The sequence below is a fragment of the Glycomyces sp. NPDC021274 genome, from assembly GCF_040641195.1.
Lineage (GTDB): Bacteria > Actinomycetota > Actinomycetes > Mycobacteriales > Micromonosporaceae > Glycomyces.
In genome coordinates this window covers 461,246-477,893 of the sequence record NZ_JBFADC010000002.1, presented here as the reverse complement: position 1 = coordinate 477,893, position 16,648 = coordinate 461,246, and the positions used below count along the sequence as shown (strand labels likewise).

Sequence of the window (16,648 nt, the reverse complement as noted above, 5' to 3'; positions counted from 1 at the left end):
TGCGCCCCGGCGTTCGGTCTGCTTGCGGCCCTTACTGCATGGTCGCGGTATCGATGACGAAGCGGTAGCGCACGTCGGAGGCGAGCACGCGCTGGTAGGCCTCGTTGATCTGGTCGGCGGCGATGATCTCGACCTCGGACGCGATGCCGTGCTCGGCGCAGAAGTCGAGCATCTCCTGGGTCTCGGCGATGCCGCCGATCGTGGAGCCGGCGAAGGCGCGGCGGGCCATGATCAGGTTGAAGATGCCCACGGGCAGCGGCTCGCCGGGCGCGCCGACGTTGACGAGCACGCCGTCGACCTTGAGGAGCTGCAGGTACGCGTTGACGTCGACTGCGGCCGAGACGGTGTTGAGGATGAGGTCGAAGGTGCCGGCGAGGGCCTCGAACGTGGCCGGGTCGCTGGTCGCGTAGTAGTGGTCGGCGCCCAGGCGGAGGCCGTCCTCCTGCTTCTTCAGCGACTGCGACAGGACGGTGACCTCGGCGCCGAGCGCGTGCGCGAACTTGACCCCCATGTGGCCGAGCCCGCCGAGGCCGACGATGGCGACCTTCATGCCGGGGCCGGCGTTCCAGTGGCGCAGCGGCGAGTACAAGGTGATCCCGGCGCACAGGAGCGGCGCGGCGGCCTCGAACGGGACGCCTTCGGGGATGCGCAGCGCGAAGTGCTCGTCGACGACGATGTGGGTGGTGTAGCCGCCCTGGGTGATGGTGCCGTCGGCGTCGACCGCGCCGTAGGTGCCGACCATGCCCTTGAGGCAGTACTGCTCGTTGCCCTTGCGGCACTGCTCGCATTCGCGGCAGGAGCCGACCATGCAGCCGACGCCGGCGCGGTCGCCCACGGCGTGCTTCGTGACCTCGGCGCCGACCTCGGTGACGATGCCGACGATCTCGTGGCCGGGCGCGAGCGGGTACTGCTGCGGGCCCCAGTCCCCGCGCACGGTGTGGATGTCCGAGTGGCAGATCCCGGCGTACTTGATCGCGATGAGCACGTCGTGCGGGCCGAGCTCGCGGCGTTCGACGGTGGTCTTGACGAGCGGTTCGGTCGCGGACGGCGCGGCCCAGGCATTGACGGTCGGCACGGTGGCTCCTTCGGAAAGTGACGTGACACCGGTGAGCTTGAGCGCCAGGACTCGACGTACGCCCCATTCCGGTTCCGGTCCATCATCGCCCCGATTCGGCCCGCCGCCAAGGACCGGGTCCTGACCGGGGCGCGCCAGCGGGGGAACAGCACGGCCCCCCTGGCATCGAAACGCCAGGTGAACGCCGCATCCGGGCTCAGCGGTCGGCGGCCGCGATCACCGGTTCGGGCTCCGGCTCGCCGGCCTTCCGGCCCATGCCGACCAGGCACAGGACCGCCGGGACGAGCAGGGCGCCGCCGGTGAGCAGCGCGGTCCGCAAGGTGAACGCGGTGCCGATCGCGCCGATGACGGGCCCGCCGACGATCTGCCCGCCGCTGTCGAACATGTCCCTTGCGGACAGTGCGGTGGCCCGCACCTTCGGCTCGACCCTGACCACGAGCCAGCCGTTCACGAGCGGCTCGTACAGCGGCCGGGCCACCGAAACGAGCAGCAGGAACACGAGCGCGACCCAGAAGCCCTGCGCCAGGCTGAAACCGATGACGCCCGCCAGCGTCACGGCGGTGAACAGCACGAGCATCCCGATGATCGCGCCGGAGCCGAGGCGCGCAGTGCGCCGGGTGGCCCACTCGGTGACGCCGATGCCGCCGAGCGCCACAGCGCACGAGATGAGGCTGAACCACATGGCCGGCTCGAGACCGAACAGGTTCGGGAACCCGATGTCCTCCAGCAGGAACGCGCCCGAGAGACGGTCGAAGCTCTCGCTCCACAGCCCGAACGCGAACGTCATCCCCAGCAGCAGGACCAGGCCCGGCACGAGCTTCGGCGCGCGGCGCGCGGCGAGGAGCTGCCCGCCCACTTCGGCGCGCGCCTGCCCGAGCACGGTCCGCACCTTGCCGTCGCCGGCGGGCCGCTGGAAGTGCCGTTCGGGCATCACGATCACGAGCGCGACCGTGCAAGCGCCCATGAGCACGCCGCCGACGAGGAACGGCAGGCTGAGCGCGATGCTGCCCAGGGCGCCGCTGAGCAGGCTGCCGGTGATCCCGCCGATGAAGCTGAGCTGCGTGGCCCGCAGGTAGACCGGGGTCATCTCGGCCCGCTGCGTCTCGTCGGCGACCCAGGACTCCTGGGCGCCGCTCATGAGCGCCGCGCCGAGCGCCAGCAGCACCTGCGCCGCCAGGTGCACCCAGAACGCGGCCGAGAACCCCATCCACACCAGCCCGCCCGCGTACACGCCGAACCCCGCCACCACGCACGCCCGCCGGCTCACCAGGTCGGCCAGGAACCCGGTCGGCAGCTGGAACACCAGGTACGCGGCTTCGAGCACCGTGCCGATCAGCATGAGCTCGAACGGGTTCATCCCGCCCTCCTCCACCCGGTACACGATGGACGTGGTGAACGCCATGGCCACAAGGAAGGACAGCCCGACCCGCATCGCGAGGTAGAGCCGGTACGGGTTCACGCGAGAGCGGTCGACGAGGGGCACAGTCGCCAACGATGCGGCAGCGCCGCATCGATGTCAATCGAATTCTGATCCCTAGCAGCGGGTACGGCGCTCGTGAGGCCCCGCAGCGGTTCTCAAGGTTCGAGCTTCTTGCTGATCCACACCCTGACCTCAGGAGGGCAGTCGAGGCGCTGCGAAAGGCTGAGCGCCCCATGACCGAGCACATTGGACTCGTGGACCACTACGGCTTCGGCGATGGCGAACTTGGTCTCCACGCTCGCGTTCGGCCACATGGCCTCCTCGAGCCAGCTCATGAAGTCCGGCGAGCAGTCGAGGACGGACCGGATCAGACTGGCTGTCTTCCGCCGGTTCGCGGTGCCGATCCGGCCGCAGTCCCATCCGGCCAGCACCGCCTCGGCGTTCTGCCGCACCTCCGCCGTCGGCAGTCGGGTCGCCCCGAGCTTTCGCATCGTGGTTGACCATCGGGTGAACTGCTCCGAGAGCCCGTCTTGCACCGCGGCGGATCGCCCCGCCGTCGCTCCTGACCGCAGGAGGGGAGCAGAGGTCTTCTCCACCAGTTCACGGACCAGGGTGTCGCTGAGCGGGCGATGCTCGTCGACCCGGAACAGCAGCGAGAGGAGCTCTTTCACGAGCAGTGTGCTCTCGCCGGTGTCGAATGCGGCCCGGAGCCGGTTCGGCACGACTTCCGAGAGCAGCTCGACCACGGTCGCCTCGTCCGGGCTCGCCGACTCGTCGCCGGGGACGGGACTCATCAAGACGGCATCCGGAGTCGCTGCCGGATCGGCCAGTAGCCTCGCGAGTTGGACGGCGACCGTGGCGTGCGGTGTTCGGAGTGCTCCGCAGCGCCATACGGCGTCTTCGACCCTCGAGTAGCTGCCTGCCTTCACCGATTCGTCTATGAAGGACTCAAGGCCGCGAAGTGCGGCGGAGGCGCTGGCGCCTTCGAGGATCTGAGCGGTGATCCAGGCTTTCGCGGTGTCGTCCTGGACGGCTATGCGCCCTTCGAGACGAGCGCGGCGCGCGGTGTCCTCACCCCGTTCTGCCGGGATCAACGACCTGAACCGCTCGCGCTGCCGCATGAGGAATTCAGTCGGCGCGATGCGCAGCCAGGCTCCGATCGGGCTGACTCTGATGGAAGTCCATTCCTGGTCGGGTTCGTCGTCGGACGCGGCCCGGGTCCTGCGCTGATCGACCTCCTCGAAGTCGGTCAGGAGTGCTTCGTGCAGGTCGAGTTCCGGCCCGGCGACTTCTACCAAGGCCGTCCAGACTCGGCGGGGGTCTCCTGCCGCATGGGCTTGGAACGCCTCGATCAGGGTCTGCCGCTCTTCTTTCTGCATGTCTTCGGCGATCTGCGAGGTGAGCGCCAGCGCGTTGCCGATCGTGCGTCGGCCCGGGGCGTGGAGGTGGCGGCCCACCGCCAGACCGGTCTCATGGCGGAAGTCGTCGGCGACGAACTTGGCGGTGTTGGTCCACCGCTCGGGGTACTCGGAAGCCCGCTCGGAGAGCACGCCCGCCAGGAGCGCATCCCGGATTTCGGCATCTTCGCAGAGTCGGCGTACGAGCCTGACCTGAACGGAGTCCCAGCCGGGAGGCAGGTCTGCCTCGAGCAGCCCGATCCAGTCGTGCCAGCCGAGCCGTTCCCGGATGTCGTCGTCGGCCCAGCACCAGTGGAGGAGTTCGACCTGATCATCGATGTCGATGCCCGGAGGGCTCTCCGAGAGCATCGGTTCGGCGAGCAGCGCGATCGGATTCGTGACCGCTTCCGGGTCGGTGATGACGGCGCTCAGGAGCAGCCGTTTCCCGATGCTGCCCAGCTGCTGGTAGCGAGCGCAGAGCAGGTGGTGGAGCGAGTCGCCGAAGGCGTGTTCGCAGAGCTGCTCGATGAGGAACGACGGCAGGTTGATCCATATGTCGTTGGACAGGTCGGCTCGGCGCTGCTCGACGTGCTGCAGCGACAACGACAGGTACGGGATGGGGGAGGGGAGTTTGGGCAGGAGCAGGCCGATGGTCCGGGCGACTTCGGTGATCGCCTGCTCGTCGCAAGTCTTGAGGAGCGGCATGCTGATGTCGAGCGCGGTCCGGGCGCATTCGGCGGGCGCATCGGCGAGGTAACCGACCAAGGAGACCAAGAGCGGCTCGCTCTGCGCGGCGACGTGGTCGGCAACCGCTTTGAGGCGGTCGGGCAGACCGCGGCTCAGTGCCGACAGCAGTTGGAACTGCGCACCGATGGGGACGTCGAGGGGAACCACGGCCGCCAGCTCTTCGTATCGCGACTGCGTGATTTCCTCCAGCAGCAGCAGATGGAGGGCTACGGGCCACATGTGCGAACCCGTGTCTTCGAGCTGCGAGCGGAGATGGTCGAGATGGGCATGCCGATCGCGGCGGGTGAGTATCAGGGCGATGGCGAACTCCGCGAAGGTCTGGTGGAAGAACCCGTATCGTCCCGATCGCTCGAGTACCACCCCCTCGCTCACCAGTGCCTTGAGGCCGATGCCCGGTTCGTCGTCCTCGTAGGCCACCCACAGCGTCAGCTTCTTGCCGTCGATCGTCAAGATCCGGTCCGCGAGATCGAACGCGTCGACTTCCTGCGCCGCGGACTGCGAAGTGACCCTGAGGTGCCGGTCTCGGGCGATGCGATGCTTCCAGTACGTCTCGTACAGGCCGGTTATCGTCAAGTCCCCGGGCAGCCATCCACCCTCCGAGAAGAGGTCGCAGGCCATCGCGAGTCGAAGCGGCACTGCGCAGATGCGCTTGACCGTGCGCGCCCTGGATGGATCGGACAGCGAGGTGAGGAAGCGGCGCTTCTGGAGCTCGCTCCGCTGCAATGAGTCGACGTAGTCCTCCGCCCAGCGCAGGATCTCGACGTCGCTGAGATCGGGCATCCTGATCGCGTGCAGTCGGCTGTCGCCGTGCCATGGGGCGGAGGGATCAGGCCGGTACAGATCGTCGTACTCCTGCTTGCGGCAGGTGACGAACACCTGCGCGTGGAGCGAGCACTGCTTCAGGAGCGAGGCGAGGGCGTGGACGGTGCGCTCGGTCGTGACGACATCGAGCGTGTCGATGAGCAGGTGCACCGAGCCGTGCCGTTCGCTGAGCCGCTGCAAGGCCTTGACCAGTCCCGATTCGGGGTGGGGCAGTTCCGCGGCGCGGGCGAGCGCGACATCGGCCCGGTCCGTCCGCATCAAGTCCTCCATCGCCTCGACCCGGTTGCAGAGCACGGTGACGACCGCTGCTCCGCCGTCTTCCTGCGGTTGCGCCAGATGCTGCGCCAGTTGCCGCAGCAGGATGCTCTTCCCCATGCCGCCCTCGCCGGTGACGAAGGTGATGCGTCCCGCCTCCGCGTCGGCTCGGCGGATGTCGTCGGGGAGCAGATCGAGGCGGTTCACGACGGGCAGGGCGAAGGATTTGATGGTGTCGAGGCCGGCCAGGAAGTGCCGGTCCGACAAGGCGGGCCGCTTCGGGCGCGCCGGCGTTCGGCCCTTGCCCAGTTCCTCCTGTGCCGCCTTGAACAGCGCGTCCCAGTCGATTTCAGGCATCTCGACTGCGTCAGAGAAGAGGACAGTGCGCATGCGAGCCCAGGTCGCCGCCGACGGAAACGTCTTCCCCAGCTTCGTGTCCGACCAGGTGGCGTGGCCGACGCCCTTGTGCTGCCCGACGCCGCTGAGCCGCTGTGCGCCGCGCTCTCCTTCCGAAACCTGTGCCAGTGCCGTCTTGAGCGCCTTCATGAACGCGCGCTGCGCCGGGCCGGGCGGGTCCTTCGCCATCTTTCCTCCGGGGAGTGCGCGCGACCGATCCGGACGTCTTTTCCGGACGGGGGTGGTCGTTTCCCATGGTATAGGCGCATATCGCGAGGTCCGGAGCGCCGTACCGCACCGGACACGGTCGCCGGACCGCGGGAACCCGGCGAGGCTGGGATCCATGAACGCACCTACGACGCACTGCGCGGGCCCGACACACCAGGGCCGTTCGGCCTCGGTCCTCATGGTGGCCCAGGAGTGGAACTCTGGAAACGGTGGCCTGGCCACGCTCAACCGCTCGCTGTGCGTCGCTCTCGCCGCAGCGGGTGCGTCGGTGGTGTGCCTGATGCCGAGCGCGTCGCCCGACGAGCGTGCTCATGCGGCGGCGCATGGCGTCGTCCTGGTCGAGGCCCGATCGGTGCTCGGAGGGCTGCCCCGCCAGGCCATGGTGCGCATGCCGCCGCTGGCTCCGGGGTGGGTTCCCGATCTCATCGGCGGCCACAGCCGGTTCACGGGCCCTGAGGCGATGTGTCTCGCCGAGGACTTCTTCCCAAGCGCCAAGCGGCTGCAGTTCGTCCACATCGCTCCGGACGAAATGGAGTGGTACCGCCCGGACCGCGCGGACGACGCGGGTGTCCGGGCGGAGGACCGGACCCGTCTGGAGTTGGCGCTCGCCGCAGGCGCCTACCGCACCGTCGCAGTCGGGCCGCGGCTGCACGGGCTCCTGCGCCGCGAGCTGTCGGTGCACCCCGGTGTCCCTGAACCGGCATTGCTGGTTCCCGGGTTCGACTCCGAGCCGTTCCGGCCGCGGACGCCGCCGCCGGGCGAGCCGGTGCAGATCCTCCTCATGGGCCGACTCGAAGACTTCGACATCAAGGGCGTCGACATCGCCGCGAGAGCGCTGGGCCGTGCGGTGAGCCTGCGGGGCGGGGCGCGGCGTCCCGAGGTCGAGTTGCTGGTCCGAGGCGCGCCTCCGGGCGAGAGCGCCGCCTTGCGCGACCGGATCCTGGATCTGGCGGGGGACATCGACCTCCGGGTGACTCCTCGGTGCTTCACCACTGACCGGGTGACGCTGGACCAGGAGCTGACGAGGGCGAGCCTGGCACTCGTGACCTCCCGTGCAGAGGCCTTCGGGCTCGTCGCCCATGAGGCGATCGTCGCCGGGACGCCCGTGCTCATCAGCGATCGCTGCGGTCTCAGCCCGCTCGTGGAGAAGGTCGGCTCAGTGCAGGCCGTCGGCCCAGTCGTGCCGGTGACGCGGCGTCTGGACGAGGACGTCGAACGCTGGGGCTACCGGATCGCCGCCGTGCTCGACGACCGGGCGGCGGCGTTCCGTCGGGCCGATGAGCTGCGGCGGGCGCTCGCCGCACGATGGACCTGGAAGGACGCCGCAGAGCAGGTGCTCGGTCTCTGAGGAGGCGGGGCGGCACTTCTGAGCGTGAGCGAAGGACTGCACTGGGACAGTAGGATGGGAGGGTCGACGCCATTCGGAGGTCTTCCCCATGCATCCCTATGGAGCCCAGCACGACCGCGCCGCCTCCGCGCCCGCCAACGAGTTCCACGACCGAGTCCGCAACGTCGTCCAGATCGGACACGTCCGCGAATTCCGTTTAGCTGCAAGCGATGCCACCGAGACGCGCCAGTGGCCGATCCGTATCGGCGCGATCCCCGATCTCGCCGCCGCGCGTCAGTCCCGAGCCCTTGACGAGCGGCTCGCCTCCTCCCCGTTCCACGCCGGCGCGACCTGTCTGATCCTGCACGGCATGGGCGGCGCCGGCAAGACCCAGGCCGCCGCGGCCTATGCGCACGACCGATGGCGCAGTGGCGACATCGAACTGCTGGTCTGGGTGAACGCCGCCTCCCGCGACGCCGTCATCGCGACGTACGCGCAGGCCGCAGTCGAGATCTGCGATGCGAACCCGGACGACATCGAGTCGAGCGCGGCGCGGTTCCTGTCCTGGCTCGACCGGCCCACCGGACGCCGCTGGCTGCTGGTCCTGGACGACTTGACCGATCCGGCCCACCTCAACGGCCTTTGGCCTCCGTCCAATCCGGACGGCCGCGCGCTGGTGACGACCCGCCGGCGCGACGCGGCCCTCGACGGCGCTGGCCGCGCACGCCTCGCGGCGGACCTGTTCACCGAATCCGAGGGCCTGGCGTTCCTTCGCCGACGTCTCGGAGACGCCTCGCAGTGCATGTACGGCGCACGAAGGCTGGTCGCGGACCTCGGATTCCTTCCGCTGGCGCTCGCTCAGGCCGCGGCCTACATCCTCGACCAGCCGGGCATGACCTGCGAGGACTACCGTCGCCTGCTCGCCGACCGCTCGATCGCGCTCGCCCAGCTGCGCCCGGAGTCGCTGCCGGACGGCCACGTCCGGGCGACCGCGGCGGCATGGTCCCTTTCCATCGAGCGCGTCGATGCGGTGCAGCCGGTCGGGGCGGCCTCCGCACTCCTGCAGCTGATGAGTCTCCTCGACCCCAACGGCATTCCCGTTGCCCTCCTGACGGGCGGTACGGCGGCGGCGTTGCTGAAGACCGTCACAGGTTCCTCCGCATCCGGCGTCGGCGATCCTGGCGACGATCGAGCCCTGCACCGCGTGCTGGGCCGGCTCCGGCAGATGAGCCTGGTCGAGCATGACGGCCGATTGATGCGGATGCACGCGCTGGTCCAGCGTGCGGTCTTCGACGAGATCAGCGACGTCGACTCGGTCGCGACGACCGCGGCGGCCGCGCTGGTCGAGGGCTGGCCCGAACCGGAGCGGCACTCGCCGCTCAGCGCCGTGTTCCGGTCGAACGTCGCCTACCTCTGGCGCGCTGCAGGACCGTCGCTGCTGCGCGGCGGTGTGCACGAGTTGCTGTTCAGGTCCGGCGAGAGCCTCGGCAACCACGGACGGACCGCGGAGGCGCTGGCCTACTTCGAGCGGCTCCATGCCGCCGCACGCGCCGAGTGCGGAGCCGACCACCCCGAAGCCCTGCGCGTGCGGTCGCGGATCGCACATTGGCGGCAGGCGACCGGGGACGTCGTCGGTGCATTCGCCGCCCTTGAAGCCCTGGCGGCGGAATGCATCGAAGTGCTCGGCCCTGCACACCCGCTGACCTTCGCCGTCCGCGTCGATCTCGCGAAGCGGCAAGGCGAGTGCGGGGACGACGCAGGTGCCGCACGGGCACTGGAGGGGATCATCGAGGAGCAGGAGCGGGCGCTGGGACCCGACCACCCTGGGCTTCTTGAGGCGCGATTCAGCTTGGCGCGCTGGCGGGGCCGGGCCGGGGACGCGACCTATGTGGTGGACGTGCTCGGCGCCCTGCTCGAGGAGCATGTTCTTCGGCTCGGCCCGAATGATCCCGCGACACTGGCCGTCCGGTCGAGTATCGCCCGCTGGCAGGGACGGACCGGTGACATCGCCGGTGCGGTCGCGGCATATGAGCGGCTCCGTGCTGATCGGGCGGCCGTCTTCGGCGCGCGCCACCCGGACACGCTCAATGCGAGGTACCACTTGGCCACTTGGACGGGCCGATCGGGTAGGCGGTCCGAGGCCATTGCGATGCTCGAGGCGTTGATCCCCGAACTCATCGACATCCACGGCGCTTCGCACCCGCGGGCGCTGCGGGCGTGGGCCAGTCTCGCCTGCTGGTGCGGTGAGTCCGGCGACGCCGCCCGGGCGAGGGACACCCTTGCCGATCTGCTTCCTGAGCAGTCCAGTGTGCTCGGGTCGGACCATCCCCACACGTTCGAGACCCGCCACAACCTGGGGCGGTTCCAAGGTGAGGCGGGCGATCCGGACGCGGCTGTCTCGACCTTGAAGGGGCTGCTTGCAGATCGAAGCCGTGTACTGGGCCCTGACCATCCGAAGGCGGCGGCGACGCGTGCGGACCTCGAGTTCTGGGCCGCGCGTGCAGCGATGCGCTGAGCGAGGAGCGCCCGTCGCACTCGGCACTGGAGCAGCGGACGAGAGCGCCAAATGCACCAGGGGTCGGGGCGCATGCGCCCCGGCCCCCGCTGTGCGGACGTTAGTCCGCTCTGACGCCTTCTTCTTCAGCGTTCGCCGTCTGACGGGTGCGGACGCGGCGCAGGAGCGGTACGACGACGACCGTCAGGACCAGGATCGCCACGAGCGTGCCGGAGACGGGCTGCTGCACGAACTCGGTCACGTCGCCGCCGAAGATGCGCATGGAGCGGCGGAACGAGGCCTCCAGGAGCGAGCCGAGCACGAACGCGAGCACGAACGGCCCCGGCTCGAACCCGAGCTTGCGCATCCCGTAGCCGAGGAGGCCCAGGCCGATCACGAGCAGCATGTCGAAGGCGTTGTTGCGGATCGAGTAGGTGCCGATCATGGTGATGACCACGGTGATCGGCGCCAGGATCCCCGGGCGCACCTTCAGCATCCGCACGAACAGCCCGATGAGCGGGATGCTCAGGATCAGCAGCAGCAGGTTGCCCAGGTACATCGAGTTCACGACGCCCCAGAACACGTCCGGGTGGTCGCTCATGAGCCCCGGGCCCGGCGTGATGCCCTGGAGCATGAGCGCCCCGAACAGCACCGCCATGGTCGCGTTCGCCGGGATGCCCAGCGTCAGCAGCGGGATGAACGACGAGGTCGCGGCCGCGTTGTTCGCCGACTCCGGGCCGGCGACGCCTTCGATGGCGCCCTTGCCGAACCGGGACGGGTCCTTCGCGGTGCGCTTCTCCACGGCGTACGCCACGAGCGAGGCCATGGTCGCCCCGCCGCCGGGCAGGATGCCGAGGACGAACCCGGTGACCGAACCCCGCAGGATCGCCAGGCGCGACTTGAGCCAGTGCAGGCGGCCGGGGATCGCCCGCCCGAACGACGGGACCGCCGCCTGCGGCCGGTTCCGGTGCTCGAGGTTGTACAGGATCTCGCCGACCCCGAAGAGCCCCATGGCGACGATGGTGAAGTCGATGCCGTCGGCGAGCTGGTCGGTGCCGAACGTGAACCGCGGCGTGCCCAGCAGCGGGTCGAGCCCCACCGTCGCGAGCAGGAGCCCCGCCGCCGCAGCGGCGGCGCTCTTGATGACCGACCCGTTCCCGAGCGTGCCGACCAGGAAGATCCCGATCAGCGCCAGGATCGTGTACTCGGCTGGGCCGAACGCCAGCGCGACGCCGGCCAGGGCCGGGGCGATGAACGAGAGCAGGATGATCGAAGCGGTGCCGCCGATGAAGGAGGCGATCGCGGCGATCCCAAGCGCGGGTCCGGCCTCGCCGCGCCGCGCGAGCGCGTGCCCGTCGAGCGCCGTGACCACTGTGGAGGCTTCGCCGGGGAGCTTGAGCAGCACCGAGGTGATGGTGCCGCCGTACTGCGCGCCGTAGAAGATCCCGGCGAGCATGATGACGGCCGCCGTCGGTTCCAGGTTGTAGGTGATGGGCAGCAGGATCGCGATCGTCGCGGCCGGGCCGAGGCCCGGCAGCACGCCGATCAGCATCCCGACGGTGACGCCGAGCAGGCAGAAGAGGATGTTCTGCCACTCGAACGCCACCGCGAACCCGGAGAGCACGGAGGAGAAGTCCACGGTCGATACTCCAGAGGGGACGGACTAGAAGGCGATGAGGTGCGGTAGCGGCACGTTGAGCCCGATGATGAACAGGACGTAGGCGACCGCGGTGACGGCGACCGCCAGGATCGCGCTCATGAGCCACGACTCCCGGCTGAGGAACCGCAGCCACGCGAACAGCAGGAGCACCGTCGGCACCTCGAAGCCCACGATCTCGTACAGCGAGGCGTACACGGCCAGGCCGCCCGCGGCGGCGAGCACCGCCACGGTCCCGCGCGTGAACGCCTCGGTGTCTCTGCGGGTCTTGGCGGTCACGGCGATGATCCCGATCCCGGAGGCCACGAGCAGGCCGGCCACGATCAGCGGCCAGAGCCCCGGCCCGGGTTCGGTGAGGCTCCCGATGTTCAGTCCGAAGCTCAACCAGGCCGCGACGGCGCCGAGCAGCACGGGGATCGCCCCCGCCACCACCGCCTGCACGCGACCGCCCGCACGCGGCTCCTCAGGCTGCTCGCCCTGGGCCGCTTCGGTTTCGGCATCGGCCATGACCGCCTCGCTCATTCCGCGCTGCCGAGTTCGACGCCGGACGCGGCGATCTGGTCGGCGAACTGCTGGGTGGCCTCGGCCAGGTGCAGTTCCGCCTCCATGCCGTCGACCTCCCAGCGCTCCATGTAGTTGTCCTGCAGGAACTGGCCGTACTCGGAGCCCTCGCGGGCCTCCTCGAACGCGAGGGTCAGCACGCCCACGACCTCGTCCGGGGTATCGGCCGGGACGACGATGAACCGGCGCTGGTCGACGAGGATGTCGTGACCCGACTCCAGCGCGGTCGGCACGTCGTTGAGGTAGACGCTGCGCTCCTCGGAGAACACGCACAGCGGCCGCATGTCACCGGCCTCGATGTGCGGCATGGTCTCGGCGAGGGACAGCGACGCGGCGTCGATGTCCTGGCCCAGCAGTGCGGTGACCGTGGGGCCGCCGCCGTCGAACGGGACGTCGGTCGCCTGGACCTGGGCGAGACCGAACAGCAGTCCGGCCGAGAGCTGCGAGCCGGTGCCCACACCCGTGGTCCCGAAGTTCACCTGGTCGGCCGCGAGCAGGTCGGCCAGGGTCTGGTACGGCGAGTCGGCGTGCACCACGAGCACGTAGCCCTCATTGGTCAACGTGGTGATGATGCGCAGGTCCTCGATGACGACCGCGTCCGGGTCGTCGACGATGAGCGGGCCGATGGCGAACAGCGACTTGACGGCCAGGGCGATCGTGTAGCCGTCCGCCTTGCCCGCCAGGAGTTCCTTGAGCCCGACGGCGCCGTTGGCACCGGGCTTGTTCGTGACGGGCAGGGACTCGCCAAGGGGCTCCTCGGCGGCCTTGGCGACCGCGCGGCTGATCAGGTCGCCGGAGCCGCCGGCGTCGAAGGGCACCCAGAAGTCGACTGCACGGGTCGGGAAGTCCGTGTTCGCCTCGTCAGCGCCGCCCTGCACCTGGCAGGCCGACAGCGCGGCGAGGGGCGGCACTGCGGCGAGACCGGCGAGCAGTCCGCGTCGGGGGAAGGGGTGTTGCATTGTCTGCTCCTCTTAGTGATCGAATAGCCACGAATTCACCCCAGTGCGGGGCGTTTCGGGTTGAACATCCATCCGGGGACAAGGTATTGCATAGCGGTCGCGTCATCGCGCGCGCCCAGAGCATTTCTCGAATACTGCTCGTGAGCTGCTTCTACTTGCGCCGCATCGAGTTCGATGCCGAGACCGGGCGCGGTGGGCACTGCGACGGCACCGTCTTCGATGCGCGGCGGATCGACCGTGAGGCGCTGGCCGTCCTGCCAGATCCAGTGCGTGTCGATGGCGGTGATCTCGCCGGGCGCGGCGGCGGCGACGTGCGTGAACATCGCCAGCGACACGTCGAAGTGGTTGTTGGAGTGGGAGCCCCACGTCAGGCCGAAGGCCTCGCAGGCCTGCGCGACGCGCACCGAGCCGGCCATCGTCCAGAAGTGCGGGTCGGCCAATGGAATGTCGACGGCGCTCGAGCGCACCGCATGCGCGAATTCCCGCCAATCGCACGCGATCATGTTCGTCGCCGTGCGCATACCGGTGGCGCGCTTGAATTCAGCGAGCACTTCGCGGCCGGAATAGCCGTGCTCCGCTCCACAAGGGTCCTCGGCGTACGCCAGCACGCCGTCCAGTCCCCGGCACAGTTCGATCGCTTCCTTCAGTGACCAGGCCCCGTTGGGGTCCAAGGTGATCCGCGCGTCCGGGAACCGCTCGGCCAGCGCCGTGACGGCCTTGGCCTCCTCCGGCCCCGGCAGCACCCCGCCCTTGAGCTTGAAGTCCCGGAACCCGTACCGGGCCTCTGCTGCTTCCGCAAGGGCCACAACGGCTTCAGGGGTCATCGCCTCCTCGTCGCGAAGCCGCGTCCAGGCGTCGTCCGCACCGGACCCGTCGCGGTACGGCAGGTCCGTGCGGCCCCGGTCCCCGATGAAGAACAGGTACCCCAGGACCGGCACGCTGGTGCGCTGCGGCCCGTCCCCGATCAGGGCGGCGACCGGCACGCCGAGGTGTTTGCCGAGCAGGTCGAGCAGGGCGGCTTCGAGTGCGGTCCTGACGTGCACGGTGACGCGCTGGTCGAAGGTCTGTCGGCCCCGCCCGGCCGCGTCCCGGTCCGCGAAGCGGTGGCGCACGGCCTCGAGCACCATGCGGTACGCGCCGATCCCGGAGCCCACCACCAGGTCGGCGGCGTCGCGGAGGGTCTGCGCGATGGCCTCGCCGCCGGGCACTTCGCCGACGCCGGTGTTCCCGGACTCGTCGGTGAGGATCACGAGGTTCCGCGTGAAGTACGGCGCGTGCGCGCCGGAGAGGTTGAGCAGCATCGAGTCCTGCCCGGCCACGGGCACGACGCGCATCGCGGTCACTCTGGGGGTGGTCGCCTGTTCCGCTGGGCCAGCGGCCGGTTCGAGTCGCGTCATGAGGCGGACTGCTCGATCAGCGCGGATAGGGCGGCCAGTTCGTGCTCGGCCAGGTCGGTGAGCGGCGGGCGCACGGGCCCGGCCGGGCGGCCCACGGCCGTCATGCCCGCCTTGACGATCGACACCGCATAGCCCTTGCCGGCGTTGCGGATGTCCAGATAGGGCAGTACGAATTCGCGGAGCCGCCGGTACACCTCGGGGCGGTCCCCGGCGCGCACCGCGTCGTAGAACGCGAGCGCGAACTCGGGGACGAAGTTGAAGATCGCGGAGGAGTAGGTGGTCACGCCGAGCTGGAGGTAGGGGAGCGCGAAGGTCTCGGCCGTGGGCAGGCCGCCGATGTACAGCAGCCGCTCGCCGAGGGTCGCGTACAGGCGGGTCATGAACTCGATGTCGCCCACGCCGTCCTTGAACCCCACGAGGTTCGGGCATTCGGCCGCGAGCCGCTCGATGGTGCCGACGCTGTACTCGGCGTTCGACCGGTGGTAGACGATGACGCCGAGCGCGGTCGCCTCGCACACCGCGCGCACATGGGCGACGAGGCCGTCCTGCCCGGCCTCGGTGAGGTACGGCGGGAACAGCAGCACCGCGTCGGCTCCGGCGGCCTCGGCGTCGCGGGCGAAGGCGACCGCCTGGGCGGTGCCCTGGCCGGCCGGGGCGATGATCGGGACGGCGCCGGCGGCCTCGTCGGCGGCGACGCGCACGACCCGGCCGACCTCGTCGGGGGTGAGCGAGAAGAACTCGCCCGTGCCGCCCGCTGCGAACAGGCCCGCCGCAGGGAAGGACGCCAAGTGCCCCAGGTGCTTCCGGTACCCGTCCTCGTCGAAGGAGAGGTCCTTCCCGAAGTGGGTCACGGGGAAGGACAAGAGCCCCTCGCCCAGCGCACGCTGGATCTCTGCGGGGGTGTATCGCGACATATGCGGCAGTCTCCTGTTCCGGGGGGCTGAGGCCCGTACCGTAACCTCCGCCGCTTATACCGGTCCAACACTCATTCGATATCGACTGATACCTTCACGGTATGGCTACAGGCGACGTGGGTTACACACTCGACCAACTCCGCGGATTCGTGGCCGTCGCCGAGGAGTCCCATTTCGGCAGGGCCGCAGAGCGGCTGCGCATGACGCAGCCGCCGCTGAGCCGCCAGGTCCAGCGCCTCGAACGCGCCGTCGGCTTCGAGCTCTTCCTGCGCACGCAGCGCGGGGCCGAGCTCACCCCGGCCGGGCGCATCTTCCTGGAGGAGGCCCGCAGGCTGCTGTCCTCGGCGGACACCGCGCCGCTGCGAGCCCGCCGCGTCGCCGCGGGCACCGCGGGGACCATCCGCATCGGCTTCACCGCGGTCTCGGCCCTCACCGTCCTCGGGCGATGGATCAGTGTGGCCGCCGAGGAACTGCCCGGCGTCGACCTCGTTCTCAGCGAGATGGTCACCCACGCGCAGCTCGACGCCCTCCTCGCGGGGGAGATCGAGGTCGGGCTCGTGCGCCAGGTGCCGCGCTCGGACCTGCTCGACTCCCGGCTCGTGGCACGGGACTCGCTCATCCTCGCCGCCCCGCGCGACCACGTCCTCACGCGCCTGGATCGAACGCCCACAATGGAGGACATTGCCGAGCACGACGTCGTCACCTACTCGCCGTCGGAGGCCTGGTACTTCTACGAGCTCGTGGTCGCCGCGTTCCAGCAGGCGCACTTGAAGCCCCGGTACGTGCAGCACATCAGCCAGGTCCACACGGTCCTGTCAGTGGTCGACGCCGGGCTCGGGGTCGCGCTCGTGCCCTCCTCGGCCAGCGCGCTCAACCTCTCGAACCTGGTCTTCCTCGACATCGCGGACCTGCCGCCGGACACGGTCGAACTCCACGCCGTGTGGCGCCACCGCCACGGCAACCCCGCGCTCGACGCGCTCCTGCGCCGCGTCTGAGCGC

The 16,648-nt window shown here is 69.8% G+C and carries 11 protein-coding genes; 3 read left to right on the top strand and 8 right to left on the bottom strand.

Translation table 11 applies throughout. The annotated features are described in order from the left end of the window. Positions 1-31 precede the first annotated feature (31 nt). From AB0I03_RS06100 to AB0I03_RS06090, 3 genes are all read right to left on the bottom strand, one after another. Positions 32-1,075 (bottom strand): NAD(P)-dependent alcohol dehydrogenase, encoded by a 1,044-nt coding sequence (locus AB0I03_RS06100; protein WP_360407193.1) that lies wholly within the window; start codon positions 1,073-1,075, stop codon positions 32-34. A 196-nt stretch (positions 1,076-1,271) separates the two neighbouring features. After that, positions 1,272-2,558 (bottom strand): MFS transporter, encoded by a 1,287-nt coding sequence (locus AB0I03_RS06095; protein WP_360407190.1) that lies wholly within the window; start codon positions 2,556-2,558, stop codon positions 1,272-1,274. 92 nt (positions 2,559-2,650) lie between these two features. After that, on the bottom strand, positions 2,651-6,301 hold the full coding sequence (locus tag AB0I03_RS06090; protein WP_360407187.1) for an NACHT domain-containing protein: 3,651 nt from the start codon (positions 6,299-6,301) through the stop codon (positions 2,651-2,653). A 154-nt stretch (positions 6,302-6,455) separates the two neighbouring features. Here AB0I03_RS06090 and AB0I03_RS06085 point away from each other — a divergent pair, with 154 nt between their 5' ends. Continuing rightward, complete coding sequence (locus AB0I03_RS06085) at positions 6,456-7,688, top strand: glycosyltransferase family 4 protein (protein WP_360407184.1); 1,233 nt, start codon at positions 6,456-6,458, stop codon at positions 7,686-7,688. 88 nt (positions 7,689-7,776) lie between these two features. Beyond that, positions 7,777-10,182: a tetratricopeptide repeat protein gene (locus AB0I03_RS06080; RefSeq protein ID WP_360407181.1), complete on the top strand. Its 2,406-nt coding sequence runs from the start codon at positions 7,777-7,779 to the stop codon at positions 10,180-10,182. Positions 10,183-10,282: 100 nt separating this feature from the next. Here AB0I03_RS06080 and AB0I03_RS06075 read toward each other — a convergent pair whose 3' ends face one another. From AB0I03_RS06075 to kdgD, 5 genes are read right to left on the bottom strand one after another with little or no spacing between them, the layout of a single operon-like run. Further along, the gene (locus AB0I03_RS06075; protein WP_360407178.1) at positions 10,283-11,800 is read right to left on the bottom strand and encodes a tripartite tricarboxylate transporter permease; all 1,518 of its coding nucleotides are present in this window, start codon (positions 11,798-11,800) and stop codon (positions 10,283-10,285) included. A 24-nt stretch (positions 11,801-11,824) separates the two neighbouring features. After that, positions 11,825-12,325 (bottom strand): tripartite tricarboxylate transporter TctB family protein, encoded by a 501-nt coding sequence (locus tag AB0I03_RS06070; protein WP_360407175.1) that lies wholly within the window; start codon positions 12,323-12,325, stop codon positions 11,825-11,827. A gap of 11 nt (positions 12,326-12,336) precedes the next feature. Beyond that, positions 12,337-13,338: a tripartite tricarboxylate transporter substrate binding protein gene (locus AB0I03_RS06065; protein ID WP_360407172.1), complete on the bottom strand. Its 1,002-nt coding sequence runs from the start codon at positions 13,336-13,338 to the stop codon at positions 12,337-12,339. A gap of 35 nt (positions 13,339-13,373) precedes the next feature. Further along, positions 13,374-14,672: an enolase C-terminal domain-like protein gene (locus AB0I03_RS06060; RefSeq protein WP_360407169.1), complete on the bottom strand. Its 1,299-nt coding sequence runs from the start codon at positions 14,670-14,672 to the stop codon at positions 13,374-13,376. A gap of 59 nt (positions 14,673-14,731) precedes the next feature. Beyond that, entirely contained in the window at positions 14,732-15,649 is a 918-nt protein-coding gene (gene kdgD / locus AB0I03_RS06055) for a 5-dehydro-4-deoxyglucarate dehydratase (RefSeq protein ID WP_360407166.1), read from the bottom strand. 101 nt (positions 15,650-15,750) lie between these two features. Here kdgD and AB0I03_RS06050 point away from each other — a divergent pair, with 101 nt between their 5' ends. Continuing rightward, the gene (locus AB0I03_RS06050; RefSeq protein WP_360407163.1) at positions 15,751-16,644 is read left to right on the top strand and encodes a LysR family transcriptional regulator; all 894 of its coding nucleotides are present in this window, start codon (positions 15,751-15,753) and stop codon (positions 16,642-16,644) included. Positions 16,645-16,648: the final 4 nt, after the last annotated feature.